23 protein-coding genes, 1 pseudogene and 1 riboswitch are annotated in these 23,742 nt (G+C 72.6%); of the genes and pseudogenes, 11 read left to right on the top strand and 13 right to left on the bottom strand.

The window, feature by feature from the left end; all coding sequences use genetic code 11:
- Positions 1-3: 3 nt before the first annotated feature.
- The 3 genes from ACIG0D_RS08615 to ACIG0D_RS08625 form a co-directional block, all read right to left on the bottom strand.
- The gene (locus ACIG0D_RS08615; RefSeq protein WP_399797321.1) at positions 4-1,521 is read right to left on the bottom strand and encodes an MFS transporter; all 1,518 of its coding nucleotides are present in this window, start codon (positions 1,519-1,521) and stop codon (positions 4-6) included.
- A gap of 71 nt (positions 1,522-1,592) precedes the next feature.
- Positions 1,593-2,573, bottom strand: coding sequence for a zinc-binding dehydrogenase (locus ACIG0D_RS08620; protein WP_399797324.1), 981 nt, complete (start codon positions 2,571-2,573; stop codon positions 1,593-1,595).
- A 72-nt stretch (positions 2,574-2,645) separates the two neighbouring features.
- Positions 2,646-3,815 carry an NAD(P)-binding protein gene (locus ACIG0D_RS08625; RefSeq protein WP_399797326.1) on the bottom strand — a complete coding sequence of 390 codons (1,170 nt, stop codon included), beginning with the start codon at positions 3,813-3,815 and terminating at the stop codon, positions 2,646-2,648.
- 163 nt (positions 3,816-3,978) lie between these two features.
- Between ACIG0D_RS08625 and ACIG0D_RS08630 the strand changes: the two genes are divergently transcribed.
- Positions 3,979-4,644, top strand: coding sequence for a pentapeptide repeat-containing protein (locus ACIG0D_RS08630; protein ID WP_399797329.1), 666 nt, complete (start codon positions 3,979-3,981; stop codon positions 4,642-4,644).
- Positions 4,645-4,697: 53 nt separating this feature from the next.
- Here ACIG0D_RS08630 and ACIG0D_RS08635 read toward each other — a convergent pair whose 3' ends face one another.
- The gene (locus ACIG0D_RS08635) at positions 4,698-5,198 is read right to left on the bottom strand and encodes a hypothetical protein (protein WP_399797332.1); all 501 of its coding nucleotides are present in this window, start codon (positions 5,196-5,198) and stop codon (positions 4,698-4,700) included.
- 82 nt (positions 5,199-5,280) lie between these two features.
- Between ACIG0D_RS08635 and ACIG0D_RS08640 the strand changes: the two genes are divergently transcribed.
- On the top strand, positions 5,281-6,663 hold the full coding sequence (locus ACIG0D_RS08640; RefSeq protein ID WP_399797334.1) for a M1 family metallopeptidase: 1,383 nt from the start codon (positions 5,281-5,283) through the stop codon (positions 6,661-6,663).
- A gap of 91 nt (positions 6,664-6,754) precedes the next feature.
- On the opposite strand, the gene ACIG0D_RS08645 is transcribed toward ACIG0D_RS08640, so the two are convergent.
- Positions 6,755-7,288 (bottom strand): GNAT family N-acetyltransferase, encoded by a 534-nt coding sequence (locus ACIG0D_RS08645; protein ID WP_399797337.1) that lies wholly within the window; start codon positions 7,286-7,288, stop codon positions 6,755-6,757.
- A 79-nt stretch (positions 7,289-7,367) separates the two neighbouring features.
- Positions 7,368-7,943 (bottom strand): TerD family protein, encoded by a 576-nt coding sequence (locus ACIG0D_RS08650; RefSeq protein WP_399797339.1) that lies wholly within the window; start codon positions 7,941-7,943, stop codon positions 7,368-7,370.
- Between the two features lie 159 nt (positions 7,944-8,102).
- Here ACIG0D_RS08650 and arfB point away from each other — a divergent pair, with 159 nt between their 5' ends.
- Both arfB and ACIG0D_RS08660 read left to right on the top strand, forming a co-directional pair.
- Entirely contained in the window at positions 8,103-8,540 is a 438-nt protein-coding gene (gene arfB / locus ACIG0D_RS08655; protein ID WP_399797342.1) for an alternative ribosome rescue aminoacyl-tRNA hydrolase ArfB, read from the top strand.
- Positions 8,541-8,620: 80 nt separating this feature from the next.
- Positions 8,621-9,463, top strand: a complete 843-nt coding sequence (locus tag ACIG0D_RS08660) for a sigma-70 family RNA polymerase sigma factor (protein ID WP_399797345.1) — start codon at positions 8,621-8,623, stop codon at positions 9,461-9,463.
- Positions 9,464-9,567: 104 nt separating this feature from the next.
- Here the strand turns inward: ACIG0D_RS08660 and ACIG0D_RS08665 are convergent.
- Positions 9,568-9,679, bottom strand: a pseudogene (locus tag ACIG0D_RS08665) (GNAT family N-acetyltransferase); the annotation flags it as partial.
- 48 nt (positions 9,680-9,727) lie between these two features.
- Complete coding sequence (locus ACIG0D_RS08670; protein WP_399797347.1) at positions 9,728-10,324, bottom strand: flavin reductase family protein; 597 nt, start codon at positions 10,322-10,324, stop codon at positions 9,728-9,730.
- Positions 10,325-10,630: 306 nt separating this feature from the next.
- Between ACIG0D_RS08670 and cdgB the strand changes: the two genes are divergently transcribed.
- Positions 10,631-12,283 (top strand): diguanylate cyclase CdgB, encoded by a 1,653-nt coding sequence (gene cdgB / locus ACIG0D_RS08675; protein WP_399797350.1) that lies wholly within the window; start codon positions 10,631-10,633, stop codon positions 12,281-12,283.
- 118 nt (positions 12,284-12,401) lie between these two features.
- The gene (locus ACIG0D_RS08680; RefSeq protein ID WP_399797353.1) at positions 12,402-13,331 is read left to right on the top strand and encodes a carbohydrate-binding protein; all 930 of its coding nucleotides are present in this window, start codon (positions 12,402-12,404) and stop codon (positions 13,329-13,331) included.
- Between the two features lie 15 nt (positions 13,332-13,346).
- Here the strand turns inward: ACIG0D_RS08680 and ACIG0D_RS08685 are convergent, their stop codons facing one another.
- The 3 genes from ACIG0D_RS08685 to ACIG0D_RS08695 all read right to left on the bottom strand — a co-directional run bounded on the left by ACIG0D_RS08685 (position 13,347) and on the right by ACIG0D_RS08695 (position 16,636).
- A complete protein-coding gene (locus ACIG0D_RS08685; RefSeq protein ID WP_399797356.1) occupies positions 13,347-14,276 on the bottom strand; it encodes a 1-phosphofructokinase family hexose kinase in 930 nt (309 codons plus the stop codon).
- A gap of 147 nt (positions 14,277-14,423) precedes the next feature.
- Positions 14,424-15,554, bottom strand: a complete 1,131-nt coding sequence (gene nagA / locus ACIG0D_RS08690; RefSeq protein WP_399798170.1) for an N-acetylglucosamine-6-phosphate deacetylase — start codon at positions 15,552-15,554, stop codon at positions 14,424-14,426.
- 104 nt (positions 15,555-15,658) lie between these two features.
- A complete protein-coding gene (locus ACIG0D_RS08695) occupies positions 15,659-16,636 on the bottom strand; it encodes an ROK family protein (protein ID WP_399797358.1) in 978 nt (325 codons plus the stop codon).
- Between the two features lie 170 nt (positions 16,637-16,806).
- Between ACIG0D_RS08695 and ACIG0D_RS08700 the strand changes: the two genes are divergently transcribed.
- The 3 genes from ACIG0D_RS08700 to otsB are packed head-to-tail and all read left to right on the top strand — an operon-like array spanning position 16,807 to position 19,226.
- Positions 16,807-18,048 (top strand): extracellular solute-binding protein, encoded by a 1,242-nt coding sequence (locus ACIG0D_RS08700; protein WP_399797360.1) that lies wholly within the window; start codon positions 16,807-16,809, stop codon positions 18,046-18,048.
- A gap of 42 nt (positions 18,049-18,090) precedes the next feature.
- Entirely contained in the window at positions 18,091-18,333 is a 243-nt protein-coding gene (locus ACIG0D_RS08705) for a DUF3263 domain-containing protein (RefSeq protein ID WP_399797363.1), read from the top strand.
- Positions 18,334-18,380: 47 nt separating this feature from the next.
- A complete protein-coding gene (gene otsB, locus ACIG0D_RS08710; RefSeq protein WP_399797367.1) occupies positions 18,381-19,226 on the top strand; it encodes a trehalose-phosphatase in 846 nt (281 codons plus the stop codon).
- A 33-nt stretch (positions 19,227-19,259) separates the two neighbouring features.
- Here otsB and ACIG0D_RS08715 read toward each other — a convergent pair whose 3' ends face one another.
- Positions 19,260-20,666: a trehalose-6-phosphate synthase gene (locus ACIG0D_RS08715; RefSeq protein ID WP_399797370.1), complete on the bottom strand. Its 1,407-nt coding sequence runs from the start codon at positions 20,664-20,666 to the stop codon at positions 19,260-19,262.
- A 70-nt stretch (positions 20,667-20,736) separates the two neighbouring features.
- A complete protein-coding gene (locus ACIG0D_RS08720) occupies positions 20,737-21,681 on the bottom strand; it encodes a glucosyl-3-phosphoglycerate synthase (protein WP_399797372.1) in 945 nt (314 codons plus the stop codon).
- Positions 21,682-21,830: 149 nt separating this feature from the next.
- Positions 21,831-21,986, top strand: a riboswitch (SAM riboswitch).
- An 18-nt stretch (positions 21,987-22,004) separates the two neighbouring features.
- Between ACIG0D_RS08720 and thrC the strand changes: the two genes are divergently transcribed.
- Both thrC and ACIG0D_RS08730 read left to right on the top strand, forming a co-directional pair.
- The gene (thrC, locus tag ACIG0D_RS08725) at positions 22,005-23,318 is read left to right on the top strand and encodes a threonine synthase (RefSeq protein ID WP_399797376.1); all 1,314 of its coding nucleotides are present in this window, start codon (positions 22,005-22,007) and stop codon (positions 23,316-23,318) included.
- Positions 23,315-23,590: a MoaD/ThiS family protein gene (locus ACIG0D_RS08730; RefSeq protein WP_029387398.1), complete on the top strand. Its 276-nt coding sequence runs from the start codon at positions 23,315-23,317 to the stop codon at positions 23,588-23,590. Before thrC ends, ACIG0D_RS08730 begins: the two co-directional genes overlap by 4 nt.
- Positions 23,591-23,742: the final 152 nt, after the last annotated feature.

The following is a 23,742-nucleotide window of genomic DNA, read 5'->3' on the forward strand; positions in this document are numbered from 1 at the left end:
GACTCAGGCCGCGGACTGTGCCGCCGGGGCCTTCTCCGGTGCCCCGTGCCTCGATCGAGGGGGCCTGCCGGTGATCATCAGGGCGGCGAGCAGACCGGCGAGAAGCATGATGCCCGCCGCCCACCAGATGGCGACCGAGTAGCCGTGGACGAGGCTCTGGCGGATGATCGTCTCCCGCTGGGCAGGGTGGGCCGGATGGGCGGCGAGGTAGCCGCCGGCGCTGGTGGTGGCGATCGTGTTGAGCAGGGCGACGCCGAGGGAGGCGCCGACCTGCTGCGAGGTGTTGAGGGTGGCCGAGGTGACGCCGGCGTCCCGGGGGGCGACCCCGGCGGTCGCGTTGGCGAACACCGGCGTGTAGGTGAGGCCCATGCCGAGGCCCACGAGGATCAGCGCGGGCAGGACCTCGGTGGCGTACTCCGCGTCCACCGTCAGCCGCGTCAGGATCAGCATCCCGGATGTGGCCAGGAGCATGCCGGGGGCCACCAGCAGGCGCGGGGCGACGCGCGGGATGAGCCGGGCCGAGATCTGGGTCGAGCCGATGATGATCGAGCCGGTGAGCGGCAGGAAGGCCAGCCCGGTCGTGACGGGGGAGTACTCCCTGACGACCTGGAAGTAGTACGTCATGAACAGGAACATGCCGAACATGCCGATCACGGCCAGACACAGGGTCAGGAAGCAGCCCGCGCGGTTGCGGTCCCGCAGGATGTGCAGCGGCAGCAGGGGCGTACGGGCCCTGCTCTGCCACCACACGAAGCCGGCGAGCAGGGTCATGCCGGCGGTGAGCAGGCCGAGCACCCGGACGTCCGCCCAGCCCCTCGGCTGCGCCTCGCTGAGGCCGTAGACGATCGCCAGCAACCCGCCGCAGCCGAGCAGCACGCCGGGCACGTCGAGCCGGGCCCCGGCGGGGCGGGGGCCCTCGTGCACCAGGGCGTACGCACCGATGAGCGCGGCGATCCCCATGAGCACGTTGACGTACAGGCACCAGCGCCAGCCCAGGTACTCGGCGAGCACTCCGCCGAGGACGAACCCGATGGCCGCTCCGCTGCCCGCCAGGGCGGAGTTGATGCCGAAGGCCTTCCCGCGCTCCTTGGGGTCGGTGAAGGTCGTGGTGAGCAGGCTGAGCGCGGACGGGGCGAGCACGGCGGCGAACATGCCCTGGAGGGCGCGGGCGCCGAACAGCATGCCCGGGGTGGTGGCCGCGCCACCGAGCGCGGAGGCGGTGGCGAAGCCGACCAGCCCGATGACGAAGGTGCGCTTGCGGCCGACCAGGTCGGCGATCCGGCCACCGAGCAGCAGCAGTCCGCCGAAGGCGAGGGTGTAGGCGGTGATCGCCCACTGCCGGTTGCCGTCGGTCATGCCCAGGTCGCGCTGGGCGGAGGGAAGCGCGATGTTCACGATGGTCGAGTCGAGGACGACCATCAGCTGGGCCATGGCGATGACCACCAGGCTCCACCAGCGGCGGGGGTCCGCGGCCGGAGGAGCCGTCGTGGGGGAGGGCGGGTCACGTCGGGGGACGCTCATGCGGGTCAGAAGACCATGAAATGGTACGTACCGCACCCTGACCGCTCACTCGGCGTGAACGCCCCGCCCGGTCAGGGCTCCAGGACCACCTTGCCGGTCGTCCCCCGGGTCTCCAGCGCGCGGTGCGCGGCGGCGGCCTCGGCGAGCGGGAAGCGCTGCACGGCCGGGACGAGCCGGCCGGCGGCGGCCTCGGCGAGGGCGCGCAGCTCCAGGGTGCGCACCGGGTTCTCCCCGCCGGCCTTCCGCATCATCACCGGGCCCAGCACCTGCTCGGAGACGCCCTCGACGAGGTACGCCGACCCGTCGCGCAGCCCTTCCCCGGACCAGCCGAAGACGATGTGCCGCCCGCCCGGGCCGAGCAGGGCGACGGACGCGCGGGCCGCGTCCCCGCCGACGCCGTCGAAGACGAGGGTGGCGGGCCGGCCGCCGAGCCAGGCGCGCACCTTCTCCGGCCAGTCCGGGTCCTTGTAGTCGACGGCGAGGTCGGCACCGTTCGCCTCCACGCGCGCGGTCTTCTCGGGGCCGCCGGCCAGGCCGACGACGGTCGCGCCGGCGTTCTTGGCGTACTGCACCAGCAGGGTGCCGATCCCGCCGGCGGCGGCCGGGATCATCACGATGTCGTCCGGGCCCGGCTCGGCGAACTGGACGATGCCCATGGTCGTACGGCCTGTGCCGATCATCGCGACGGCCTGCGCGAAGTCCAGGTTGTCCGGCACCTCGTGCAGACGCTCGGCGTCGGTGACGGCGCGTTCGGCGTAGCCGCCGGGCGCGAAGCCGAGGTGGGCGACGACCCGCCTGCCGAGCCAGCTCTCGTCGACGTCCGCGCCGAGCGCGTCGACGACGCCCGCGACCTCGCGGCCGGGGATGGTGGGCAGGGCGGGCAGCTCGGGCAGCGGACCCCGCATGCCCTCGCGGATCGCGGTGTCGAGCAGGTGGACACCGGCCGCGGCGACCTCGATCCGGACCTGGCCGGGGCCGGGGACGGGGTCCTCGACCTCCTCGTGAACGAGGTTGTCGGCGGGGCCGAAGGCGTGGAGACGGATGGCGCGCATGGAATCCCCCCGGGACTGTCGTGTTCCGCCGGTCGTGGTCACCGGCCCTTGTCGGCCCCCTACTCTCCGACCTCAAGCGTGCTTGAGGTCAAGCGGGCGTGATCCGTGCCGGCCGAGCGCCAGCGACACCGCGGTCAGCGCGCTGGTGAAGGACACCTCCGACAGCACACCCGGCGCGGCCACCTGGTCGCCCGCCAGGTACACGCCGTCGCCGCGGTCGATGGCCGGACGGTCCCGCCAGGTGGTGCCGGGCAGGTCGACGGCGCCGGTACGGCCGTTCGCGACCGCCTCGCTGCGCCAGGTGACGCGCTCGCGCCAGCCCTCGAAGGCCAGGTCGAGCAGTTGCTCGGCGCGGGCGATGCCGTCCGCGCGGGACTCGCCCGGGCCGATGGGGAACTGACCCTGGATCAGCTGCTCGCCCGCCGGGGCGAGGGTGCGGTCCTGCGCGGTGAACCGCTCCAGCCAGCCGGGCGCGTCCAGGTCGGAGACGGCGAACGCGTCGCCGCGCCGGGTGCGCACCGCCAGGTCGAGCAGGGCCGTACGGCCGCTCGGCCAGGTCAGCGAGTCGTCCCCGAGCAGGCGGCGGGCCGCGTCCAGGGAGGTGGCGACGATGACGGGCGTGTCGGTGGGCAGGGTGTCCACGCGGGACAGCGTCTCGATGCGGACCCCCAGGTTCCAGGCGCGTCCGGCCATCCGGTCGATGAGGCTCGCCCACCCGCCGCGCGGGTAGTGCGCCTCCGGCGGCAGCTTGGTGGCCCGGCGGAGCCGTTCCTGCACGAACGCCGCGGACAGGGAGCCCGGGTCGTGGTGGAACAGCGCGACGGCTGAGTAGTGGGCCGCCGCGCGGGCGCCCTCCTCGCCGGCCTGCTCGGTCGCCCAGGTCAGGAAGTCGGTGTCGACGGGGGCCTGCCGGGCGCCGGGGCGCAGCAGCTTCAGCATCGCGAACGGCGGGGTGCGGCGCAGCGCCCCGTGGTGGCGCAGCCGCAGCCGGGCGGCCTCCAGGGGCGGGAGCGGGGCGAGCGGGCCGATCAGGTCGCGCCGGCGCAGCCAGGTCCAGTGCGGGCCGCCGTTGTAGAGCGCGTGCGGGCCCTCGTTGGTCCGGTACGGCCCCTCCGCGGTCCGGGCCCGCCCGCCGAGCGTGTGGTGCGCCTCGTGGATGGTGACCTTGGCGCCCGCTTCCGCGGCGGTGATCGCCGCGGTGAGTCCGGCGAAGCCGCCGCCGATGACGGTGATGCGGTGCATGGGGTGGGTCTCCCTAGGGTCGCTGCTCTGTCTCCTCAGGTAAGACCGACGAGGGGGTCCCGAATGTGACATCGGCGGATTCTTCGCCGGTCAGGGCGGTGGGAGACGCCCGGCGCCGCTGCCGCCGCACGGCGTTGTCAGTGGTGGGGTGCAGCATGAGGGCATGGTGCGGAACGGGAGTGATGTGAAGCCGGCGCGGCGGCCGGAGCTGCGGCTGCCGTCACTGGAGCCGTACGGCGGCGCGGGCCTGGAGCCCGACGGGGACTACGACGGTGTGGAGTTCCGCGACGGCGACCTCACCGGTCAGGACGGCGCCGGGGCCCGCTTCATGGACTGCGTCCTCACGTCCTGCACCGTGACCGAGACCCGGCTGAGAAACGCCCGGTTCCTCGACTCGGCCGTCACCGGGGTGCGGGGCGTCGGCACGGACCTGGCCGGGGCGACGCTGCGGGACGTGGAGGTGACGGAGCCCCGGCTCGGCGGCGCGCAGTTGCACGGGGCGGTGCTGGAGCGGGTGGTGATCCGGGGCGGCAAGCTGGAGTACCTCAACCTGCGCAAGGCGCGCCTGAGAGACGTCGTCTTCGAGAACTGCGTCCTGGTGGAACCCGACTTCGGCGGCGCCCGCCTGGAGCGGGTGGAGTTCACGGGCTGCGCTCTGAAGGGCGCCGACTTCACCGGGGCCACCCTCGAGGACGTCGACCTGCGTGGCGCGGAGCCCCTGGAGATCGCCGCCGGGGTGGACCGGCTCTCCGGCGCGGTCATCGGCCCAGGCCAGCTGATGGACCTGGCGGAGGTGTTCGCGGCGGCGCTGGGGGTGCGGGTGGGATGAGCGCAGATGCGTGGGCGCGCCTGTGACCTGGAGTTTCCTGCAGCCCTTGTGCCTCACGCCACCCGCGGGAACTTCGCCTGCAGAGTCCAGATCGCCGGGTTCTCCGCCAGGTCCTCGTGCAGATCGCACAGGTCGGCGATCAGGTCGTGGAGGAAGTCGCGGGCCTCGCGGCGGAGTTCGGTGTGGGAGAAGGTGAGGGGTGCTTCCTCGGCGGGCATCCAGTCGGCCTCGATGTCGACCCAGCCGAAGCGGCGCTCGAAGAGCATGCGGTCGGTGGACTCGGTGAAGTCCAGCTCCGCGTGCTGGGGGCGGGACGCGCGGGAGCCCGCGGGGTCGCGGTCGAGTTGTTCCGCGATGTCGCACAGGGCCCAGGCGAAGTCGAGCACCGGCACCCATCCCCAGGCTGTGGACAGCTCCCGGTCCGTCTCGGTGTCGGCGAGATACACATCGCCGCAGAACAGATCGTGCCGCAGGGCGTGGACGTCCACGCGGCGGTAGTCCGTCTGGGGCGGGTCCGGGAAGCGGTTGGAGAGGGCGTAACCGATGTCGAGCACGTAGGTGATGGTGTCACGGCGCGCGGGCCGGCCGATCCGTCCCCGCCCGGGGTCCCGGACCCGCCGCCATAGGATCACGGACGTGTCCCGTTTCGCACCCGTTGTCCCCGTCGCCGTCTCCTTGGGCCTGGCCCTCGCCCTCACCGCCTGCGGCGGCGGAGTGGAGGGCACCCCCGGCGGCTCCGGGCTGCGCGACCCGTACTTCCCCAAGGCGGGCAACGGCGGCTACGACGTCACGCACTACGCCCTGACGCTCGACTACACCCCCGACAGCCGCCGCCTCACCGGCCGCGCGGTCGTCACGGCCCGGGCCACCCAGCCGCTGTCCGCCCTCAACCTCGACCTCGACGGCCTGGACGTCCGCTCGGTGACCGTGGACGGCACCGCGGCCGACTGGAACCGCGCGGGACAGGAACTGACCGTCCGCCCCCGCGGCGAACTCGACGAGGGCGCGACCTTCCGCGTCACGGTCCGCTACTCCGGCACCCCGGCCACCGTCACCGACCCGGACACCTCCGAGGAGGGCTGGCTGCGCACCGCCGACGGCGCGGTCGCCCTCGGCCAGCCGGTCGGCTCGATGGCGTGGTTCCCCGGCAACCACCACCCGTCCGACAAGGCGTCGTACGACCTCACCGTGACCGTGCCGCGCGGCCTCACGGCGGTCTCCAACGGCGAGCCGGCGGGCGAGCGCACCGAGGGCGGCCGGACGACGTACACCTGGCGCACCATCGAACCGATGGCCAGCTACCTCGCCACGCTCGCGATCGGCCGCTACGAGATCCGGCGCGACCGGACGGAGGGCGGCCTGCCCGTCTACAGCGCGGTGCACCCCACCGAGGCGGCGGCGAGCCGTCCGGTGCTGGCCCGCCTGCCCGAGGTGACGGCCTGGGCGGAGGACACGTTCGGCCCGTACCCGTTCTCCTCCACGGGCGCGATCGTCGCCCCCGCCGGCATCGCGGGGTACGCCCTGGAGACCCAGAACCGCCCGGTCTTCCCCGGCACCCCCGACCTCCTGCTCCTCGTCCACGAGCTGGCCCACCAGTGGTACGGCAACTCGGTCTCGCCGAAGAGCTGGCGGGACATGTGGCTGAACGAGGGCTTCGCGACGTACGCGGAGTGGCTGTGGGAGGAGGAGCACGGCGGGGACAGCGCCGAGCGGATCTTCGACGCGCTGTACACCGACGAGGACGTGTTCGAGTTCCCGCCCGCTAAGCCGCCGACCGTCGACGACATCTCCGGGCGCCCGGTCTACGAGCGGGGCGCGATGGTCCTGCACAGGATCCGGCAGATCGTCGGCGACGGCGCCTTCCGCCGCCTCCTGCGCGGCTGGGCCGGCGAACACCGGCACGGCAACGCGGACACCGAGGGCTTCACCGCGTACGTCGAACGGCAGGCGCCCGGGCACGACTTCACCGCCGTCTGGGACGACTGGCTGTACGGCGACGGCCGCCCGGACCGGCCCTGAGGGCCCGGGCGCGTGACGGGGCGGGTGCCTGCCGGCGCGCGTGCCTGCCGGTAGGCGGGCGTCTTCCCGGGCGCACGGAAGCGGGTCGATGTCAGGCGTCCGGGCGCGGGGTGCGCAGGGGCTTGCGCAGGACCGCGCAGGGGCGGTTCAGGGCGCGGTCGGGGCGGTGGTCGACGATTTCGTAGCCGCAGGCGGTCCAGAAGGCCAGGGCCTTGGGGTTGTTGTCGAGGACGGCGAGCCGTACGGCCGCGCGTCCCGCGGCGCGGAAGCGGTCCTCGACGGCCGTGGCGAGGCGCCGGCCGTGGCCCTGCCGGTGTACGGCCGGGTGCACCAGGAGCAGACCGATCCACGGGTCGGGATCCGCCGGGTCGGGGTGGTGCGCGAGCGTGATCGCCATGCCGGTCAGCCGCCCGGAGTCGCGCGCGAGCAGCACTTCCGTGTCCGGGTTCGCCAGCTCCTGCGCGAGGGCCGCCGCGACCTGCTCCGGCCGGATGTCGTCCGGGTCCGGGAAGTCGCCGCTGAGCGCCTGGAACTCGCGGTTGGCGGCGTGGAGCGCGGTGAGTTCGGTGAGCAGCGGCGCCGGGATGTCCCGGCCGCGGGGGACCTTCAGGGGTTCGAGGATCACACGCGGCAACCTAACGCCCCGCCGGGCCCTCCGACACGGGGTCGGGGGGCCCGGCGGGGCGGGTGGGTCAGCGCGTGACTCAGACGTTCACGCCGAAGTCCTGCGCGATGCCCGCGAGGCCCGAGGCGTAGCCCTGGCCGACGGCGCGGAACTTCCACTCCGAGCCGTTGCGGTACAGCTCGCCGAAGACCATGGCCGTTTCGGTGGCCGCGTCCTCGGACAGGTCGTAGCGCGCGATCTCGGCGCCGCCGGCCTGGTTGACGATGCGGATGTAGGCGTTGCGGACCTGGCCGAAGTTCTGCGAGCGGGCCTCCGCGTCGTAGATGGAGACCGGGAAGACGATCTTGTCGACGTCGGCCGGGAGGGCGGCGAGGTTGACGTTGATCGCCTCGTCGTCGCCGGCGCCCTCGCCCGTGCGGTTGTCGCCGGTGTGGACGATCGTCTGGTCCGGGCTCTGCTTGTTGTTGAAGAAGACGAAGTGCTGGTCCGAGTAGACCTTGCCCTGCGTGTTGACCGCGATCGCGGAGGCGTCGAGGTCGAAGTCGGTGCCGGTGGTGGTCCGGACGTCCCAGCCGAGGCCCACGGTGACGGCGGTCAGGCCCGGAGCCTCCTTGGTGAGCGAGACGTTGCCACCCTTGGACAGGCTTACAGCCATGGTTCGGGAGTCCCTTCCTCGTTTACATTCGGCAAGAAGCTACAGCTACCCCTATGAACGTGAAGAGGGGTACGCGAGGTTCCTGGAGTCTTTACTTTCTTTACCGGGATGGCCGTAGTGCGGATATTCGGGTGACGTGAGCCCGTCATCGCGGGGAACATGGACCGCATGTCCGGTCCCCACGTCATCCGCGGCTCCGTCTCGCTTCCCGAGGCCGAGCTCATGTGGCGTTTCTCGCGGTCGTCCGGGCCCGGCGGGCAGCATGTCAACACCAGCGACTCCCAGGTCGAGCTGCGATTCGACCTCGCGCGCACCGAGGCGCTGCCCGAGGTGTGGAAGCGGCGGGCCCTGGAGCGGCTGGCCGGCCGGCTGGTCGACGGGGTGATCAGCGTCAGGGCCTCCGAGCACCGGTCCCAGTGGCGCAACCGCGAGGCCGCCGCCGTACGCCTCGCCGCGCTGCTCGCCGAGGCGACCGCCCCGCCGCCCAAGCCGCGCAAGCCGACCCGCATCCCGCGCGGCATCAACGAACGCCGGCTGCGGGAGAAGAAGCAGCGCTCCGAGACGAAGCGCGGGCGCTCGCGGCAGAACTGGGCCTAAGGGCTGTCACATCTCCTCGCCGCGATCCGTCATCCGGGGTGACCGACCCGGCGACCGACCGCGACGAGAGGCCGTGACCGATGAGCGACACCGACTTCCTCGCCGAGTGCTTCGAGGCGCACCGGCCCCGGCTGCGGGCCGTCGCGTACCGCATGCTCGGCTCGCTCGCCGAGGCGGAGGACGCCGTGCAGGAGGCGTGGTTCCGGCTGAGTCGGTCGGACGTGCGGGACATCGACAATCTCGGCGGCTGGCTGACCACCGTGGTGGGCCGGGTCTGTCTGGACATGCTGCGCTCCCGCACCTCCCGCCGCGAGCAGCCGCTGGAGTCGGCCCGGCAACCGCTGCCCGTCGCCGGGCCCGAGCAGGACGTCCTGCTCGCGGACTCCGTGGGCGTCGCCCTGCTCGTCGTCCTGCGGACCCTCACGCCCGCGGAGCGGCTGGCGTTCGTGCTGCACGACCTGTTCGGGGTGCCGTTCGAGGAGATCGCCGTGATCGTGGACCGTACGCCGGCCGCCGCGCGGCAGCTCGCCAGCCGGGCCCGGCGCCGGGTGCGGGGCGCCGAGGCGCCGGACGCGGATCCGGAGCGGCAGCGGGAGGTCGTGGACGCGTTTCTCGCCGCCGCGCGGGACGGTGATTTCGACGGGCTGCTGAAGGTGCTCGACCCGGATGTCGTCGCCCGCGCGGCGGGCGGGATCAGCACGGGCGCGGAGGCCGTCGCCCGGGGCGCCGCGAGTTTCGCCCACCTCGCCCGGATCGCCGAGCCCGCGCTGGTCGGCGGGGCCCCCGGAGTGGTCGTACTGGGTCCGACGAGTCGCCCCGAGCGCGCCCTGGCCTTCACGGTCGTACGCGACCGGATCGCCGTCATCGACGTCGTGACCGATCCGGAGCGACTGGCCGCACTGGACATCCTCCCGGCACCGTGACGGCCGTCAGGCCTGGCCGATCACACCGGCCGTCCGCCTGCCGTGAGGCGGCCCGATCACACCGGCCGTCCGCCTGCCGTGAGGCGGGCCGATCACGCTGGCCGCGCCTCGGCCAGTGACCGCGTCACCGGAAACGGCGTGCTCCTGGTCGGGACGCACGCGGATGCCGGTCGCGGCGTCGAAGTCGCCGGGGGTTATCTCTTCGAGACCGATCATTCCGGCACCGTAGGAGGACGGGTCCGCGCGCGGCCACGGAATTCCCGCTCAGCCGAGTTGCCGGTACCGCCCGCGGAAATACGTCAGCGGTCCGCCCTCCGCGCTGGGAATGGACGCGGTGAGGACGCGGCCGATGACGAGGGTGTGGTCGCCGGCGGTCACCCGCTGTTCGGTGCGGCATTCCAGGGTGGCGAGGGCGCCGCCGACGAGGGGCGCGCCGGCGACGTCGCCGCGCCGGTAGGGGATGTCCGCGAAGAGCAGGCGGTCGCTGACGCGGCCCTTCATGGCGAACCGGCCGGCGATGTGGCGCTGGCTCTCGGAGAGGACGGAGACCGCCCACAGGGGCTGCTCGGCGAGCAGGTCGTCCATGCGGGAGCCCTCGCGCAGGCTGACCAGGACCAGCGGCGGGTCGAGGGAGACCGACATGAAGGCGGTCGCGGTCATGCCGACGTCCTCGCCGCCCGGCGCCGTGGGGTCGTCGGGGTCCAGCGGCGGCTCCACCGCGGTCACCAGGACCACACCGGCGGCCAGCCGGGACATGGCGGCCCGGAACTCGTCGTTGCTCACCCCCTCAGCATGCCCGCCGGGGGAGGGCTGGGCGGGTACGGACGGGACGGAGGGGGCGGAGGGGGGAGTCTTCAGCACACTGGAAACGCTAGTCTCCGGTGCGAACCCGTCGCATCGGACCTCGGCCCGAAGCCGGTCCTAGGGCTGGAGACGGACAAGCGCGCAAACCCTGCGTTCGGTAAACGCACGGGGAAAACGCAGAAACTCCACTCAATTGTTCACGTTCTACTGTGACTTGAGTCACAAGGGGCATTAATTGTTGACCCTGTGTACCGAGTGGGCAGCGCGCTGTGATTCAGTGGCGGGAAGATACCCAGGCACCATCCGGAAAAGGCGCCGAAGAGAACCCTTGATTCGCTGCGAGGTCTCGGGGGGAGGGCGAGCATGGAGACCGAGTCGGAGCCGTATGTCCGTCTTGCGTCCCTGCGACAGCTGCACCAGGTCATGGCGGACATGAACACCGCGCGCAGCCTGGCCGACACACTGCAGACCGTCGCGGACGGCGTCGTCACCGCCCTCGGGTACGAGCTGGCGTGCGTGAACCTCGTCCGCCCCGACGGCGACCTGGTCGTCGCCGCCTTCTCCGGCAACCCCGCCGCCGAGGCGCTGATCACCGGCCGGGTCGGCTCGCGCGCCTCCTGGGAGCGCCGCCTGAGCATGGGCGAACAGTGGGGCGACCTGGTGTTCATACCCCACACCGAGGGATGGGTCCTCGACGACGACGACGTCCCGCAGTGGTACACCGAGGGCCCCGCCCCCCGCTTCGAGGACGAGTGGCACCCCTCCGACCGCCTCTTCGCGCCGATGTACGCCCCCGGCGCCCAGGGCGGCGCCGCCTCCGGCGAACTCATCGGCGTCCTCTCCGTGGACCGCCCGCGCAACGGGCGCAGGCCCGGCGCCTGGGGCCGCGAGGCCCTTCAGATGTACGCCTTCCAGGCCGCCATCGCGATCAGCAACGCCCGCCTCAGGGCCAACATGCAGCGCGCCCTCGTCCGCCTCGAACGCGAGCAGCAGGCGCTGCGCGCCAGCGAGGAAAGCTTCAGGCAGGCCTTCGAGTACGCCCCGTCCGGCATGGCCATCGCCGAGATGGGCGGCGACCAGCACGGCCGGATCCTCAGGACCAACGACGCCCTGTGCCGTCTGCTGGGCCGCCCCGCCTCCGCGATGCGCCGCTACTCCTTCTCCGACCTCGTCCACCCCGAGGACATAGGCACCCTCCTCAGGACCTCCGCCGAGGGCGGGCGCGCCGAGCTGCGGCTCGGCCGCCGCGACGGCAGCTACGTCTGGGTGTCCCTGCGCAACTCCGTCGTCGCCGACGCCGCCGACGGCCCCCGCTTCCTCCTCACCCACGTCGAGGACATCGAGGAGCGCAAGCGCCGCGAGCTCCAGCTCGCCCACCGCGCCTCCCACGACTCCCTCACCGGACTGCCCAACTCCGCCGAGCTGCGCTCCCGGCTCTCCGCCCGCCTCTGCCAGCGCCCCCAGTCCGGGCCGTACGACTCCCACGACGCCGCCTACGGCCCCGCCGGATACGAGCCCGGCCACGCCTTCGACTTCCCGCCGGGCGCCGGCGACGGCTACGACGTCTACGACCACCACGTCCACACCGTCGCCCCCGAGGGCGACCACGACGACGGCACCAAGGGACTCGCGGTCCTCTTCTGCGACCTCGACGGCTTCAAGTCGATCAACGACCGGTTCGGGCACAACGCGGGCGACGCCGTCCTCATCGAGGTCGCCCGCCGGCTGAGCAACGGGGTGCGCGACGGCGACACCGTCGCCCGGCTCGGCGGCGACGAGTTCGTGATCCTCGCCGACGGCCTCGGCCGCGCCGACGCCCAGGACCTCGCGGTCCGGCTGCGCAACGAGATCATCCAGCCGATCCGGGCCGAGGGCCGCGCGGTCCGGGTGGGCGCCAGCTTCGGCATCGGCTGGGCACACTGCGGGATGACCGCGGACGAAGTGCTCAAGTCGGCGGACGAGCGTATGTACGTCGAGAAACGATCTCGTCCCAAACAGCACCGCCGCGCGGGATGAACCGCAGGTCAGCGAAGTGATGCGATCCGGGTCACCCGTTTGGGTCAGTCAGAGCGGGTAGGCTCGCCCTCTCACCACCGCACGCACCGAACCCGCACCTGCTTGAGGAGTACGAGGGATGACGCCCGGCAACAACGGCGCGAGCACGCCCGAGGACGACGACCCGTTCGGCTACCTCTACGCCGACGGTCAGGCCAACGGCGCCCAGCCGCCGTCCGGCGGCTACGGCTACCCGAACTCGGTCAGCAGGGTGCGCACCGTGGGCGACCGCCCGCGCGGTCAGCAGCACGCCACGTACGGCCAGGGCGTCCCGCCGCAGCAGGGTGCCTACGGCCGCCCCCACGCGCACTACGCCGCGCCCGAGAACTACCCCGGCGGCGCGCCGACCACCCAGCAGCCGGTGCCCGGCAGCGGCGGCGGCCGTCGCGGCCCCAACACCAAGGGGCTGCTGATCGGCGCGGTGGCGGTCGTCGCGGCCGTCGTCATCGGCATCGGCGTGGCCATGGTCAGCAGCGACTCCGGGGACGACACCGCGGGCGGCGACGCCTCGCCCACCCCGACCGTGACCCAGAGCAGCAAGCCGACCCCGACGAGCAGCAGCAGCGCGGAGAGCGAGAAGGAGCTGCCGTCCATCGACGCCAAGACGCTCCAGCTCGGCGGCGGCGCGACCACCGCCTCCGACATCAAGGGCGCCAAGGCGGACGGCGGTTTCTACGTCACCGGCTTCAACGCGGTCGGCGCCTCCGTCACCTGGAAGGTCGACGGCATCCCGGAGAGCGGCAAGTACACCCTGTACGTCGGCTACGGCGTGCCCGGCAAGGACGCCGACGCCACCCTCACCGTCAACGGCACGCCGCAGACCCGCAAGGTCAACATGGCCAACTTCGCGCACGCGCCCGAGGGCGACTACGAGAAGGGCTGGACGGAGACCTACAACTGGATCCAGCTCAACAAGGGCACCAACGAGCTGAAGATCTCCTGCGAGCAGGGCAACCAGTGCGACGCCAACCTCGACCGGCTGTGGCTGGTCAAGGGCTGGGTGAAGTAGTCCGCGCGGGGCGGCTCACGCCGCGGTGGCCTCCGAGGTCACCGCGACCCGCCCCAGCAGCTCCTCGTAGGACCGCCGGTCGAACTCCCCGGCCACCGGGGTGAGGACCGTCGCCGCCGACAGGGCGGTGGCGCGGGCCAGGCGGTCCGGCCACGGCAGGTGTTCCACCAGGCCCGACAGCAGGCCCGCGACCGCGGAGTCGCCCGCGCCGGTCGGGTTGCCGTGTATCCGCGCGGGCGGCGCGGCACGCCAGCGGCCCTCCGGGGTCACCGCGAGCAGTCCGTCCCGGCCCAGGGAGGCCACCACCGCGCGGGCGCCCCGCCGGCGCGCGTCCTGGGTGGCGCGCAGCGGCTCGTAGGCGCCGGTCAGTTCGGCCAGTTCGTCGGCGTTCGGCTTGATGATGTCCGGGCGGGCGGCGACCGCGCGGCGCAGCGGTTCGCCGCTGGTGTCGAGGAGTACGGGGACTCCGGCCGCGCGGGCGGTGCGGACCAGTCCGGCGTAGGCGCCCACCGGGACGCCCGGCGGGAGGCTGCCGCACAGGGCCACCGCGTCGGCGGAGGCGAGCAGGTCCGCGTAGGCCTCCTGGAAGGCGGACCACTCGGCCGTGCCGATCAGCGGGCCCGGCTCGTTGAGCTGGGTGGTGTCGCCGGTCTGCTCGTCGACGACGGCGATGGTGCGCCGGGTGGCGCCGCCGATCGGGACGAGCGCGTCGGTGACGCCCGGTGTGGCGGTGAGGCCTTCCTGCACGGCCCGTCCGGTGCCGCCGCCCACGAACCCGGTGACGGTCACCTCGTGGCCGAGGGCCGCGAGCACCCTGGCCACGTTGACGCCCTTGCCGCCGGGGCGCTCGGTGACATCGGTGACCCGGTGGGTGGTGTGGGGCCGCAGGGACCGCACGCGGTACGTGATGTCGAGAGCGGTGTTCAGCGTGACCGTGAGGATCACCTGGGCCGACCTCCCCCGAGTGAATGCGCTTGTCGAGACGTGTTCTCCGGAGGTGCGAGACGTTTCCCGGAGGGCTCGATCATGCCAAAGAGACGGCGGTCGGCCCAGTCCTGGAACCGGCCGCCGTCCGCTCGACTCGTGGACGGATCACCCCAGTTGGGGCTCAACCACCCATTCACCCCGGCGCATCACGCCCTTCAGCTCGAAGTCGCCGTCCAGCAGCACGAGGTCGGCGTCCTTGCCGGGCTCCAGGGAGCCGATGCGGTCGTCCATCCCGAGCAGCCGGGCCGGGTTGGCGGACAGCGCCGCGACGACGTCGGCCACGGGCAGCCTGTCGACGGTCACCGCCCGCTTGAAGGCGCGGTCCAGGGTGAGCGTGGAGCCCGCGATCGAGCCGCCCTCCACCAGCCGGGCCACGCCGTCCGCGACCTCGACCTCCAGGGGGCCGAGCATGTAGCGGCCGTCGCCGAAGCCGGCCGCGTCCATCGCGTCGGTGATGAACGCGACCCGGTTCGCGCCCGCGTGATGGAACGCCAGCTGCAGGGCGGCCGGGTGCAGATGGGTGCCGTCGTTGATCAGCTCGACGGTGACCCGCTCGTCCTCCAGCAGGGCCGCGATGGGTCCGGGGGCGCGGTGGCCGAGCGCGGGCATCGCGTTGAACAGGTGGGTGGCGACCGTGGCGCCCGCCTCGATCGCCTCGACGGTCTGCTCGTACGTCGCGTCGGTGTGGCCGACCGCCGCGATCACCCCGTGGTCCGCGAGGAGGCGTACGGAGTCGATGCCACCCGGCAGTTCGGTGGCGAGGGTGACCATCCTGGCGTGGCCGCGGGCCGCGTCGATCAGCTTGCGGACCTCCGCCGGGTCCGGGTCGCGCAGCAGCTCCTCCGAGTGGGCGCCCTTGCGGCACGGGGAGATGAAGGGGCCCTCGAAGTGGATGCCGGCGATGTCGCCCTGCTCGGCCAGCTCGCTGAGCAGTCCGGCGCGCTGGGCGAGGAAGTGCATGTCGCCGGTGACGGTGGAGGCGACGAGGGTGGTGGTGCCGTGGGTGCGGTGGGTGTGGATGCCGCGGAGGACGTCGTCGACGGTGCCGCTGGTGAAGCTGGCTCCGCCGCCGCCGTGGTTGTGGAGGTCGACGAAGCCGGGGACCAGCCAGTGGCCGGTCACGTCGAGGACGTGGGCGCCGGCCGGGGTCGTGCTGGAGATGCGGGTGCCCTCGACGGTCAGCCGGCCGTTCTCGACGGTCCCTGTGGGGAGGACGACGTTGGCGCCGGTCAGCAGCAGGGGGGTGCTGTCCGTCGCGGGGTGCGGCGTCGTGGTGGCTGGTCGCGCCCCGCGGCGGAGCCGCATTTCGGCGCTGTCCCGCGCCCCTGGTGGGGTGGCCGTCACGTCGGTTCCTCCGTACTGTCCGTTGAGTCGAGCAGATCCCAGGCCAGGAGCCCCGCGCCCAGGCATCCGGCCGTGTCGCCCAGGGCCGCCGGGACGATCGACGGCGGTTTCTGGAAGGTGATCCGCCGCCGGACGGCGTCCCGCAGCGGTGTGAACAAGGTTTCCCCCGCCTCGGCGAGCCCGCCACCGATGACGATCGTGCGGGGGTCCAGCAGGGTGAGGGCGGTGACCAGGCCGTCGGCGAGGGCGTCGACGGCCTCCTGCCAGATCCGGACGGCGTTCGGGTCCCCGGACATGACGGCCTTGGCACAGTCCGCCGCGTCCGCTTCGGGGTCGCCGGTCGCCTCGGCCCAGGCCTGGCTGACGGCGGCGGCGGAGGCGTAGCGCTCCAGGCAGCCGTGCTGCCCGCACGGGCAGGGGGCACCGCCGGGGCGTACGACGATGTGGCCGATCTCGCCCGCGTTGCCGTGCGCGCCCGCCTCCACCCGGCCGTCGATGCCGATGGCGCCCGCGATGCCGGTGCCGAGCGGGACGAAGAGGAAGCGGTCGGCGCCCCGGCCGGCGCCGATCCGGCCCTCGGCGAGGCCGCCGGTGCGCACGTCGTGGCCGAGGGCGACGGGGAGGCCGGACAGCCGGGCGCTGAGCAGGTCGCGCAGGGGGACGTCGCGCCAGCCGAGGTTGGCGGCGTAGGCGGCGATGCCGCGGTCGGCGTCGACGATGCCGGGGACGGCGACGCCGGCGGCGGACGCGGGGGTGCCGAGGTGCCGCTCACCGTACGCGGACAGCTCGGCGGCGAAGTCGAGGATGGTCTCCACGACCGCCTCCGGGCCGCGCTCGCGCCCGGTGGCGCGGCGCGCCTGGTGCAACAGCACGGGGGGCCCGGGGGGTGGCCCCCCGGAGAGCACAGTGTCCGCCCCGACCAGGGCGGCCTTCATCCCGGTGCCGCCCACATCGAGGGCGATGACGTGTCTCACGGGGGACAGTGTGGCCCGAGGACCCGGAAGAGGTCTAGTCCACTCGCGTGGTGTAGACCTTGTTTTTCCGGAAGGTGTAGACCTCCCTCCGGAATTCGGACAACAGGACACATGAGACGACAGGGGTTGGGAAAGCGGTGCAGCGGCGCAAGACAGGAATGATCGCGGTGATGTCCGCACTGGGCATGACGGCGGTCCTGGGCGGCTGCGGCCTCACCGGAGACTCCGGCGACGTCACCCTGCGGCTGGTCGCGGCCGACTACGGCGACAGCGCGGCCAACAGCTCGAAGAAGTACTGGGCGAAGCTGGTCGAGGAGTACGAGGCCGACCACCCCGGGGTGAAGATCGAGGTCAGCGTCTACTCCTGGAACGACGTCGACGCCAAGGTCAAGGAGATGGTCGACGCCGGCAAGGCACCCGACATGGCGCAGATCGGCGCGTACGCCGACTACGCGGACGCGGGCCTGCTCTACCCGGCCGACGACCTGCTCTCCATCCCGGTCCAGGCCGACTTCGCCTCCCAGCTCGCCACCGCCGGCCAGCTCGACGGCGTGCAGTACGGGATGCCCTTCGCGGCCTCCACCCGGCTGCTCTTCTACAACAAGACCCTCTTCGCCAAGGCCGGCATCACCCCGCCCACCACCTGGGACGAGCTGGCCGCCGACGCCGAGGCGCTGAAGGCGAAGGGCGTGAAGTTCCCGTACGCGCTGCCGCTCGGGCCCGAGGAGGCGCAGGCCGAGACGATGCAGTGGCTGCTCAGCGGCGGTGGCGGCTACACCGACGGCTCCGGCGGCTACGGCATCGACTCCCCGGAGAACGTCGAGACCTTCACCTGGCTGCGCGACGAACTCGTCGGCAAGGAGCTGACCGGCCCGGTCGCCCCCGCCAAGCTGAACCGCGCCGACGCCTTCGCGGCGTTCGCCGACGGGCAGGTCGGCATGCTCAACGGCCACCCCTCGCTGATGAAGATGGCCGACGAGAAGGGCGTGAAGTACGGCATGGTGCCGATGCCCGGGATCAACGGCGAGTCCAAGGCGACCATGGGCGTCGCCGACTGGATGCTGGCCTTCAAGCAGAACGGCCACAAGGAGCAGATCGGCGAGTTCCTCGACTTCGTCTACGACCGGGAGAACGTGCTCGACTTCTCCCGCGAGTACGACCTGCTGCCGGTCACCACCTCCGCCTCCGAGGTGATGAGCGCCTCCGCCGAGGACAAGGCACTCCAGCCGTTCCTGAAGGAGCTGCCGCTCGCCGAGCTGTACCCGGTGAGCAAGACCTCCTGGGCGCAGGTCAGCGCCGAGGTGAAGAAGCAGATAGGCAAGGCGGTCGCGCCCGGCGGCAGCCCGTCGGCCGTCCTCGGCGCACTGGAGAACACGGCCCTCACGGCGGAGAGCGCGGCGGCGGCGAGCTAGGCGCGCATCGCATTGTCAGTGCCGGCGGCTAGCGTTTTCCGTATGGCCGGTACGGAGCGTCAGCCGCTGGGGCGGCGGGAACAGGACATCCTCGCGCTGGAGCGCCGGGGCTTTCCCGGCCCCGGCGCCAAGGAGCGCGCGATACGCGAGGAGCTGGGCCTGGCCCCGATCCGCTACTACCAGCTCCTCAACGCCCTGCTCGACGACCCGAGGGCACTGGAGCACGACCCGGTGACGGTGAACCGGCTGCGCAGGATCAGGGAGCGCAGACGCGCCGAGCGGTGAGGCCGGGGTCACGGTTCGGCACCGCCCCGGGGGGTTAGGTTCGCCGTATGGGCAGCCCTCACACACATGCGACGGATCTTCCCGAACCGGCGACCGAGCAGGGCCGCGACGGCCTGCGCGCCCTCCTCGCCCGCCCCGGCGGCGCGGTGGTCGCGCTCGACTTCGACGGCACCCTCGCACCGATCGTCGCCGACCCGCGGCAGGCCCGCGCGCACCCCGACGCGGTGCCCGCGCTGACCGCGCTCGCCCCGAAGGTGGCCGCCGTCGCGGTCATCACCGGACGCCCGGCCGAGGTCGCCGTGCGCTACGGCGGCTTCGCCGACGCCCCCGGCCTGGACCACCTGGTCGTCCTCGGCCACTACGGCGCCGAACGCTGGGACGCGGCCAGCGGCGAGATCACCGCCCCCGACCCGCACCCCGGCGTCGCCGAGGTCCGCGCCGCGCTGCCCGGGATCCTCGCGGGCTTCGAGGGCGCCTGGATCGAGGACAAGGGGTTCGCCGTGGCCGTGCACACCCGCCGCGCCGCCGACCCGCAGGCCGCCTTCGACGCGCTGCGCGCCCCGCTCGCCGGCCTCGCCGCCCGGCACGGCCTGATCGTCGAACCGGGCCGTATGGTCCTGGAACTGCGCCCGCCCGGCATGGACAAGGGCGTCGCCCTGAAGCGGTACGTCCGCGAGACCGGCGCGGGCGCGGTCCTCTACGCCGGCGACGACCTGGGCGACCTCCCCGCCTACGCCGCCGTCGACGAACTCCGCGCCGACGGCACCCCCGGCCTCCTCGTGTGCAGCGGCAGCGACGAGGTCACCGAACTCCGGGACCGCGCGGACCTGGTGGTCGACGGCCCCCGAGGAGTCGTACACCTGCTGCGGACCCTGGCGGCGCACCTGCCCTGACCGGGAGGACGCCGCCCTGGCCGGCCGGTGCGGTCAGCCGTCCCGGCCGGTCAGGGCGTTCAGGGCGTTCAGCTGGTCCATGAACCACTGGGCCGGCGGCAGGGCGGTGGCCGCCGCGGCGAGGCGCTTGGTGCGTTCCGCTCGTTCGCCGTGGGGCATGGTGAGGGCCTGGTGGAGGGCGTTCGCCGTGCCGACGATGTCGTACGGGTTGACCGTGATCGCGTCCTCGGCCAGCTCCTCGTGCGCCCCCGCCTCGCGGGACAGCACCAGTGCGCAGCCCTGGTCCGAGATCACCGGCACCTCCTTGGCGACCAGGTTCATGCCGTCCCGGATGGGGTTGACCAGGGCCACGTCGGCGAGGCGGTAGGCGGCCAGGGAGCGGGCGAAGTCGTCCTTGACGTGCAGGACGACCGGGGTCCAGCCCGGCGTGCCGTACTCGTCGTTGATCTCGCCCGCCAGCCGCTGCACCTCGGCGGTGTAGTCGCGGTAGACGGCGAGGTCCTGGCGGGAGGGGTAGGCGAAGGCGACGTGGACGACGCGCTCGCGCCACTCGGGGCGGTCGGCGAGGAGCTGCCGGTAGGCGAGCAGGCCGCGGACGATGTTCTTGGAGAGTTCGGTGCGGTCGACCCGGACGATCGTCCTGCGGCCCTCACCGATCTCGGCGCGCAGCGCGGTGATCCGTTCCTCGACGTCCGCCTCGTGCGCGCGCCGGCGCAGGAAGTCCGCGTCCGCGCCGAGCCCGTGCACCCCGATGCGGGTGTCGCCGAGCCCGCCCGTGAACGCCTCGCAGCAGGCGGTGAACGCGTCCGCCCAGCGCCGGGTGAGGAACCCGAGCCGGTCCGCGCCGAGCATGCCGCGCAGCACGGCCCGGGCGATGTCGTCCGGGAGCATCCGGAAGTACTCCGGGGGCGCCCAGGGAGTGTGCGAGAAGTGGCCGATGCGCAGGTCGGGGCGCAGCTCGCGGAGCATGCCGGGGACCAGCACCAGGTGGTAGTCCTGCACCAGCACCGCCGCGCCCTCGGCCGCCTCGGCCGCCAGCGCCTCGGCGAAGGCGCGGTTGTACGTCTCGAAGGACGCCCACTGGCGGCGGAACCCGGCGTCGAAGGCCGGCTCCAGCGGCGTCTGGTACAGCATGTGGTGGACGAACCACAGCACCGAGTTCGCGATGCCGTTGTAGGCGTCCGCGTGCACCTCGGCCGGGATGTCCAGCATCCGCACGCCGTCCTCGCCGATCCCGCGGCGCACCGCCTCCCGGTCGCCGTCGCCGAGCGCGGAGCACACCCACAGCGCGCCCGCCTCCGGTCCGATCGCCGACAGACCCGACACCAGCCCGCCGCCGCCCCGCTTGGCGTGCAGCGAGCCGTCGTCACCGATCCGGTAGGAGACGGGACCCCGGTTGGAGGCCACCAGTACCTGTGCAGCACCTGACGTCGAAGCCATGGTCCTCAACCTAGCCCGCCCCCCAACCGCTCAAACGTACGGTTCGGCCGTATACAGGCGGTCCGGCGTGTTACGCCACCTTGCGGGCCGCGTACTCCGCGATCTCCACCATCGGCGGACGCTCCTCCGTGTCCACGGAGTACGTCCGCGGCTCGAAACCGCCCTCCACCCGCTCGAACTGGGTCAGCGACGGCCGGACCAGATGCCCGCGGGCCAGCCGCAGCTGGGCCGTGCGGTAGATCGCGGCGGCCATCCGCCCGAGCGCCTGCCCGTCCTGGTGCCGGTGCTTGCGCACCCCGACGTCGACCTGGGCGAGCGCGTCCAGGCCGACCAGGTGCAGCGCGTCGACCAGCATGCCCAGCTCCACGCCGTACCCGACGGGGAACGGGAGCTGTTCCAGCAGCGAGCGGCGGGCCGCGTACTCGCCGCCGAGCGGCTGCACGAAACCGGCCAGCTGCGGCCAGTGCATGTTCAGCAGCGGGCGGGCCATCAGTTCGGTGACCCGGCCGCCCTGACCGGCCGCGCCGCCGAGGGGGCGGTCGTACATCGCCTTGACCAGGTCCACGTCCGGGTCGGTCAGCAGCGGGCCGACGATCCCGGAGACGAAGTCGGACGAGAAGTCCCGCAGGTCCGCGTCGACGAAGCAGACGATGTCACCGCTCGTCACGAGCAGGGACCGCCACAGCACCTCACCCTTTCCGGGGACGGCCGGAAGACGCGGCAGGATCTCGTCGCGGTGAACCACCCGGGCGCCCGCGGCGGCGGCCACCTCGGAGGTGCGGTCGGTGGAGCCCGAGTCGACCACGACGATCTCGTCGACCAGCGGCACCTGCCGCATCAGGTCGTGGCGGATGACGGCGACGATGTCGCCGACCGTCTCCTCCTCGTTGAGCGCGGGCAGCACGACGCTGACCGTCTGGCCCGTGGCGCGTTTGGCGGCCAGGATCTTGTGGAGCGGGCGATCGGCCACGGACCAGGAGCGGGTGCTCAGCCAGCGCTCGACTTCTTCCAGCACGGTCGGCGGCTCCTCACTGTCGGGATTCCTCTGTGATCCATCTCGCGGTTCGGACGACTATCTCAACTGTCCTGGCCTTCGGTTACAGTCGTGGGCAACGCGGATGACCATCGCATGTCCGGGGTCGACCGCCGTTAACAACCACATACAGCTCATCCAGAGGGGCAGAGGGACACGGCCCGATGAAGCCCCGGCAACCCTCCAGCCGGTCTCGTAGATCGTCGTTGATCATTCCGCGAGGCTCCCCGGCTAGGGAAGGTGCCAAATCCGTCTCACGGCGAAGTGCGTCGTGAGGAAGATGAGGAGAAAGGGCCTCGCCTCACATGGCTGTGCAGACTGTTGCAAGCACCACTGATTCCGCTGCCGCCGCTTCGGCGGACGCTTCCACGGTAGACCTCGGCCCCGCCGCTGCGCTGTCCTGCCGGGAATGCGGCCACCGCGTCCCGCTCGGCCCGGTCTTCGCCTGCGAGGAGTGTTTCGGCCCGCTGGAGATCGCTTACGACTTCTCCGCGTACGACGCCGAGAACCTGCGCAAGCGCATCGAGGCGGGCCCCGCGAACATCTGGCGGTACGCGCCGCTGCTCCCCGTCCCGGCCGACGTGGCCGACAAGCCGAACCTGAACCCGGGCTGGACCAAGCTCGTCCAGGCCGACAACCTGGCGCGCGAGCTGGGTGTCGAGCCCGGCAAGCTCTTCGTCAAGGACGACTCCGGCAACCCGACCCACTCCTTCAAGGACCGTGTGGTCGCCCAGGCCCTGGAGGCCGCGCGCGCCTTCGGCTTCACCACCCTCTCCTGCTCCTCCACCGGCAACCTCGCCGGTGCCGTGGGCGCCGCGGCGGCCCGCGCCGGCTTCCGCTCCTGCGTGTTCATCCCGCACGACCTGGAGCAGGGCAAGGTCGTCATGGCCGCGGTCTACGGCGGCGAGCTCGTCGGCATCGAGGGCAACTACGACGACGTGAACCGCTTCTGCTCCGAGCTGATCGGCGACCCGGCGGGCGAGGGCTGGGGCTTCGTCAACGTCAACCTGCGGCCGTACTACGCGGAGGGGTCCAAGACCCTGGCGTACGAGATCTGCGAGCAGCTCGGGTGGAAGCTGCCGGACCAGATCGTGGTGCCCATCGCCTCCGGCTCCCAGCTCACGAAGATCGACAAGGGTCTCCAGGAGCTGATCAAGCTGGGGCTCGTCGAGGACAAGCCGTACAAGATCTTCGGTGCGCAGGCCGAGGGCTGCTCGCCGGTGTCGGCCGCGTTCAAGGCGGGGCACGACGTCGTCCGCCCGCAGAAGCCGGACACCATCGCCAAGTCGCTGGCCATCGGCAACCCGGCGGACGGGCCGTACGTCCTGGACATCGCCCGGCGCACGGGCGGCGCCGTGGAGGACGTGAACGACGAGCAGGTCGTCGACGCGATCAAGCTGCTGGCCCGCACCGAGGGCATCTTCGCGGAGACGGCGGGCGGCGTGACGGTCGGCGTGACCCGCAAGCTGATCGAGAACGGCGTCCTCGACCCCACGAAGACCACCGTCGTCCTGAACACCGGCGACGGCCTGAAGACCCTGGACGCGGTGGCCGGCACCGGCCTCACCGCCACCATCCGCCCGAACCTGGAATCCTTCCGAGAGGCTGGCCTCGCATGAGCGTGACCGTTCGCATCCCCACCATCCTGCGCACCTACACCGGCGGGCAGGCCGAGGTCACCGCCGAGGGGGCCACCCTCGCCGAGGTCATCGCCGACCTGGAGAAGAACCACACCGGCATCGCCGCCCGCGTGCTGGACGACCAGGGCAAGCTGCGCCGGTTCGTCAACGTGTACGTGAACGACGACGACGTCCGCTTCGAGCAGGGCCTGGAGACGGCCACGCCGGACGGCGCGGGCGTCTCGATCATCCCGGCGGTCGCCGGCGGCTGACGGCCGCCGGCGGCTACCGCCAGCCGCCGGCGAGTTCGCCGCTGTCACACACCGTTCATCGAATTGCCCCCTCCGTGAGAGATGCGGAGGGGGCAATTCCATGTGATTGAGCGCGGTAGAGTTGGGGAACCCGCTCCACTTTCCGAGATGAA

The sequence above is a fragment of the Streptomyces sp. NPDC052773 genome (assembly GCF_044547145.1).
Lineage (GTDB): Bacteria > Actinomycetota > Actinomycetes > Streptomycetales > Streptomycetaceae > Streptomyces.

What these genes read in the sequence shown, in the direction of transcription:
- ACIG0D_RS08700 (WP_399797360.1), top strand. Translation starts at nt 16,807, where the DNA reads ATGTCCGCACTGGGCATGACGGCGGTCCTGGGCGGCTGCGGCCTCACC.
- ACIG0D_RS08620 (WP_399797324.1), bottom strand. Translation starts at nt 2,573, where the DNA reads ATGCGCGCCATCCGTCTCCACGCCTTCGGCCCCGCCGACAACCTCGTT.
- ACIG0D_RS08615 (WP_399797321.1), bottom strand. Translation starts at nt 1,521, where the DNA reads ATGAGCGTCCCCCGACGTGACCCGCCCTCCCCCACGACGGCTCCTCCG.
- ACIG0D_RS08680 (WP_399797353.1), top strand. Translation starts at nt 12,402, where the DNA reads ATGACGCCCGGCAACAACGGCGCGAGCACGCCCGAGGACGACGACCCG.
- ACIG0D_RS08660 (WP_399797345.1), top strand. Translation starts at nt 8,621, where the DNA reads ATGAGCGACACCGACTTCCTCGCCGAGTGCTTCGAGGCGCACCGGCCC.
- ACIG0D_RS08705 (WP_399797363.1), top strand. Translation starts at nt 18,091, where the DNA reads ATGGCCGGTACGGAGCGTCAGCCGCTGGGGCGGCGGGAACAGGACATC.
- otsB (WP_399797367.1), top strand. Translation starts at nt 18,381, where the DNA reads ATGGGCAGCCCTCACACACATGCGACGGATCTTCCCGAACCGGCGACC.
- ACIG0D_RS08730 (WP_029387398.1), top strand. Translation starts at nt 23,315, where the DNA reads ATGAGCGTGACCGTTCGCATCCCCACCATCCTGCGCACCTACACCGGC.
- ACIG0D_RS08630 (WP_399797329.1), top strand. Translation starts at nt 3,979, where the DNA reads ATGGTGCGGAACGGGAGTGATGTGAAGCCGGCGCGGCGGCCGGAGCTG.
- ACIG0D_RS08650 (WP_399797339.1), bottom strand. Translation starts at nt 7,943, where the DNA reads ATGGCTGTAAGCCTGTCCAAGGGTGGCAACGTCTCGCTCACCAAGGAG.
- thrC (WP_399797376.1), top strand. Translation starts at nt 22,005, where the DNA reads ATGGCTGTGCAGACTGTTGCAAGCACCACTGATTCCGCTGCCGCCGCT.
- arfB (WP_399797342.1), top strand. Translation starts at nt 8,103, where the DNA reads ATGGACCGCATGTCCGGTCCCCACGTCATCCGCGGCTCCGTCTCGCTT.
- cdgB (WP_399797350.1), top strand. Translation starts at nt 10,631, where the DNA reads ATGGAGACCGAGTCGGAGCCGTATGTCCGTCTTGCGTCCCTGCGACAG.
- ACIG0D_RS08715 (WP_399797370.1), bottom strand. Translation starts at nt 20,666, where the DNA reads ATGGCTTCGACGTCAGGTGCTGCACAGGTACTGGTGGCCTCCAACCGG.
- ACIG0D_RS08625 (WP_399797326.1), bottom strand. Translation starts at nt 3,815, where the DNA reads ATGCACCGCATCACCGTCATCGGCGGCGGCTTCGCCGGACTCACCGCG.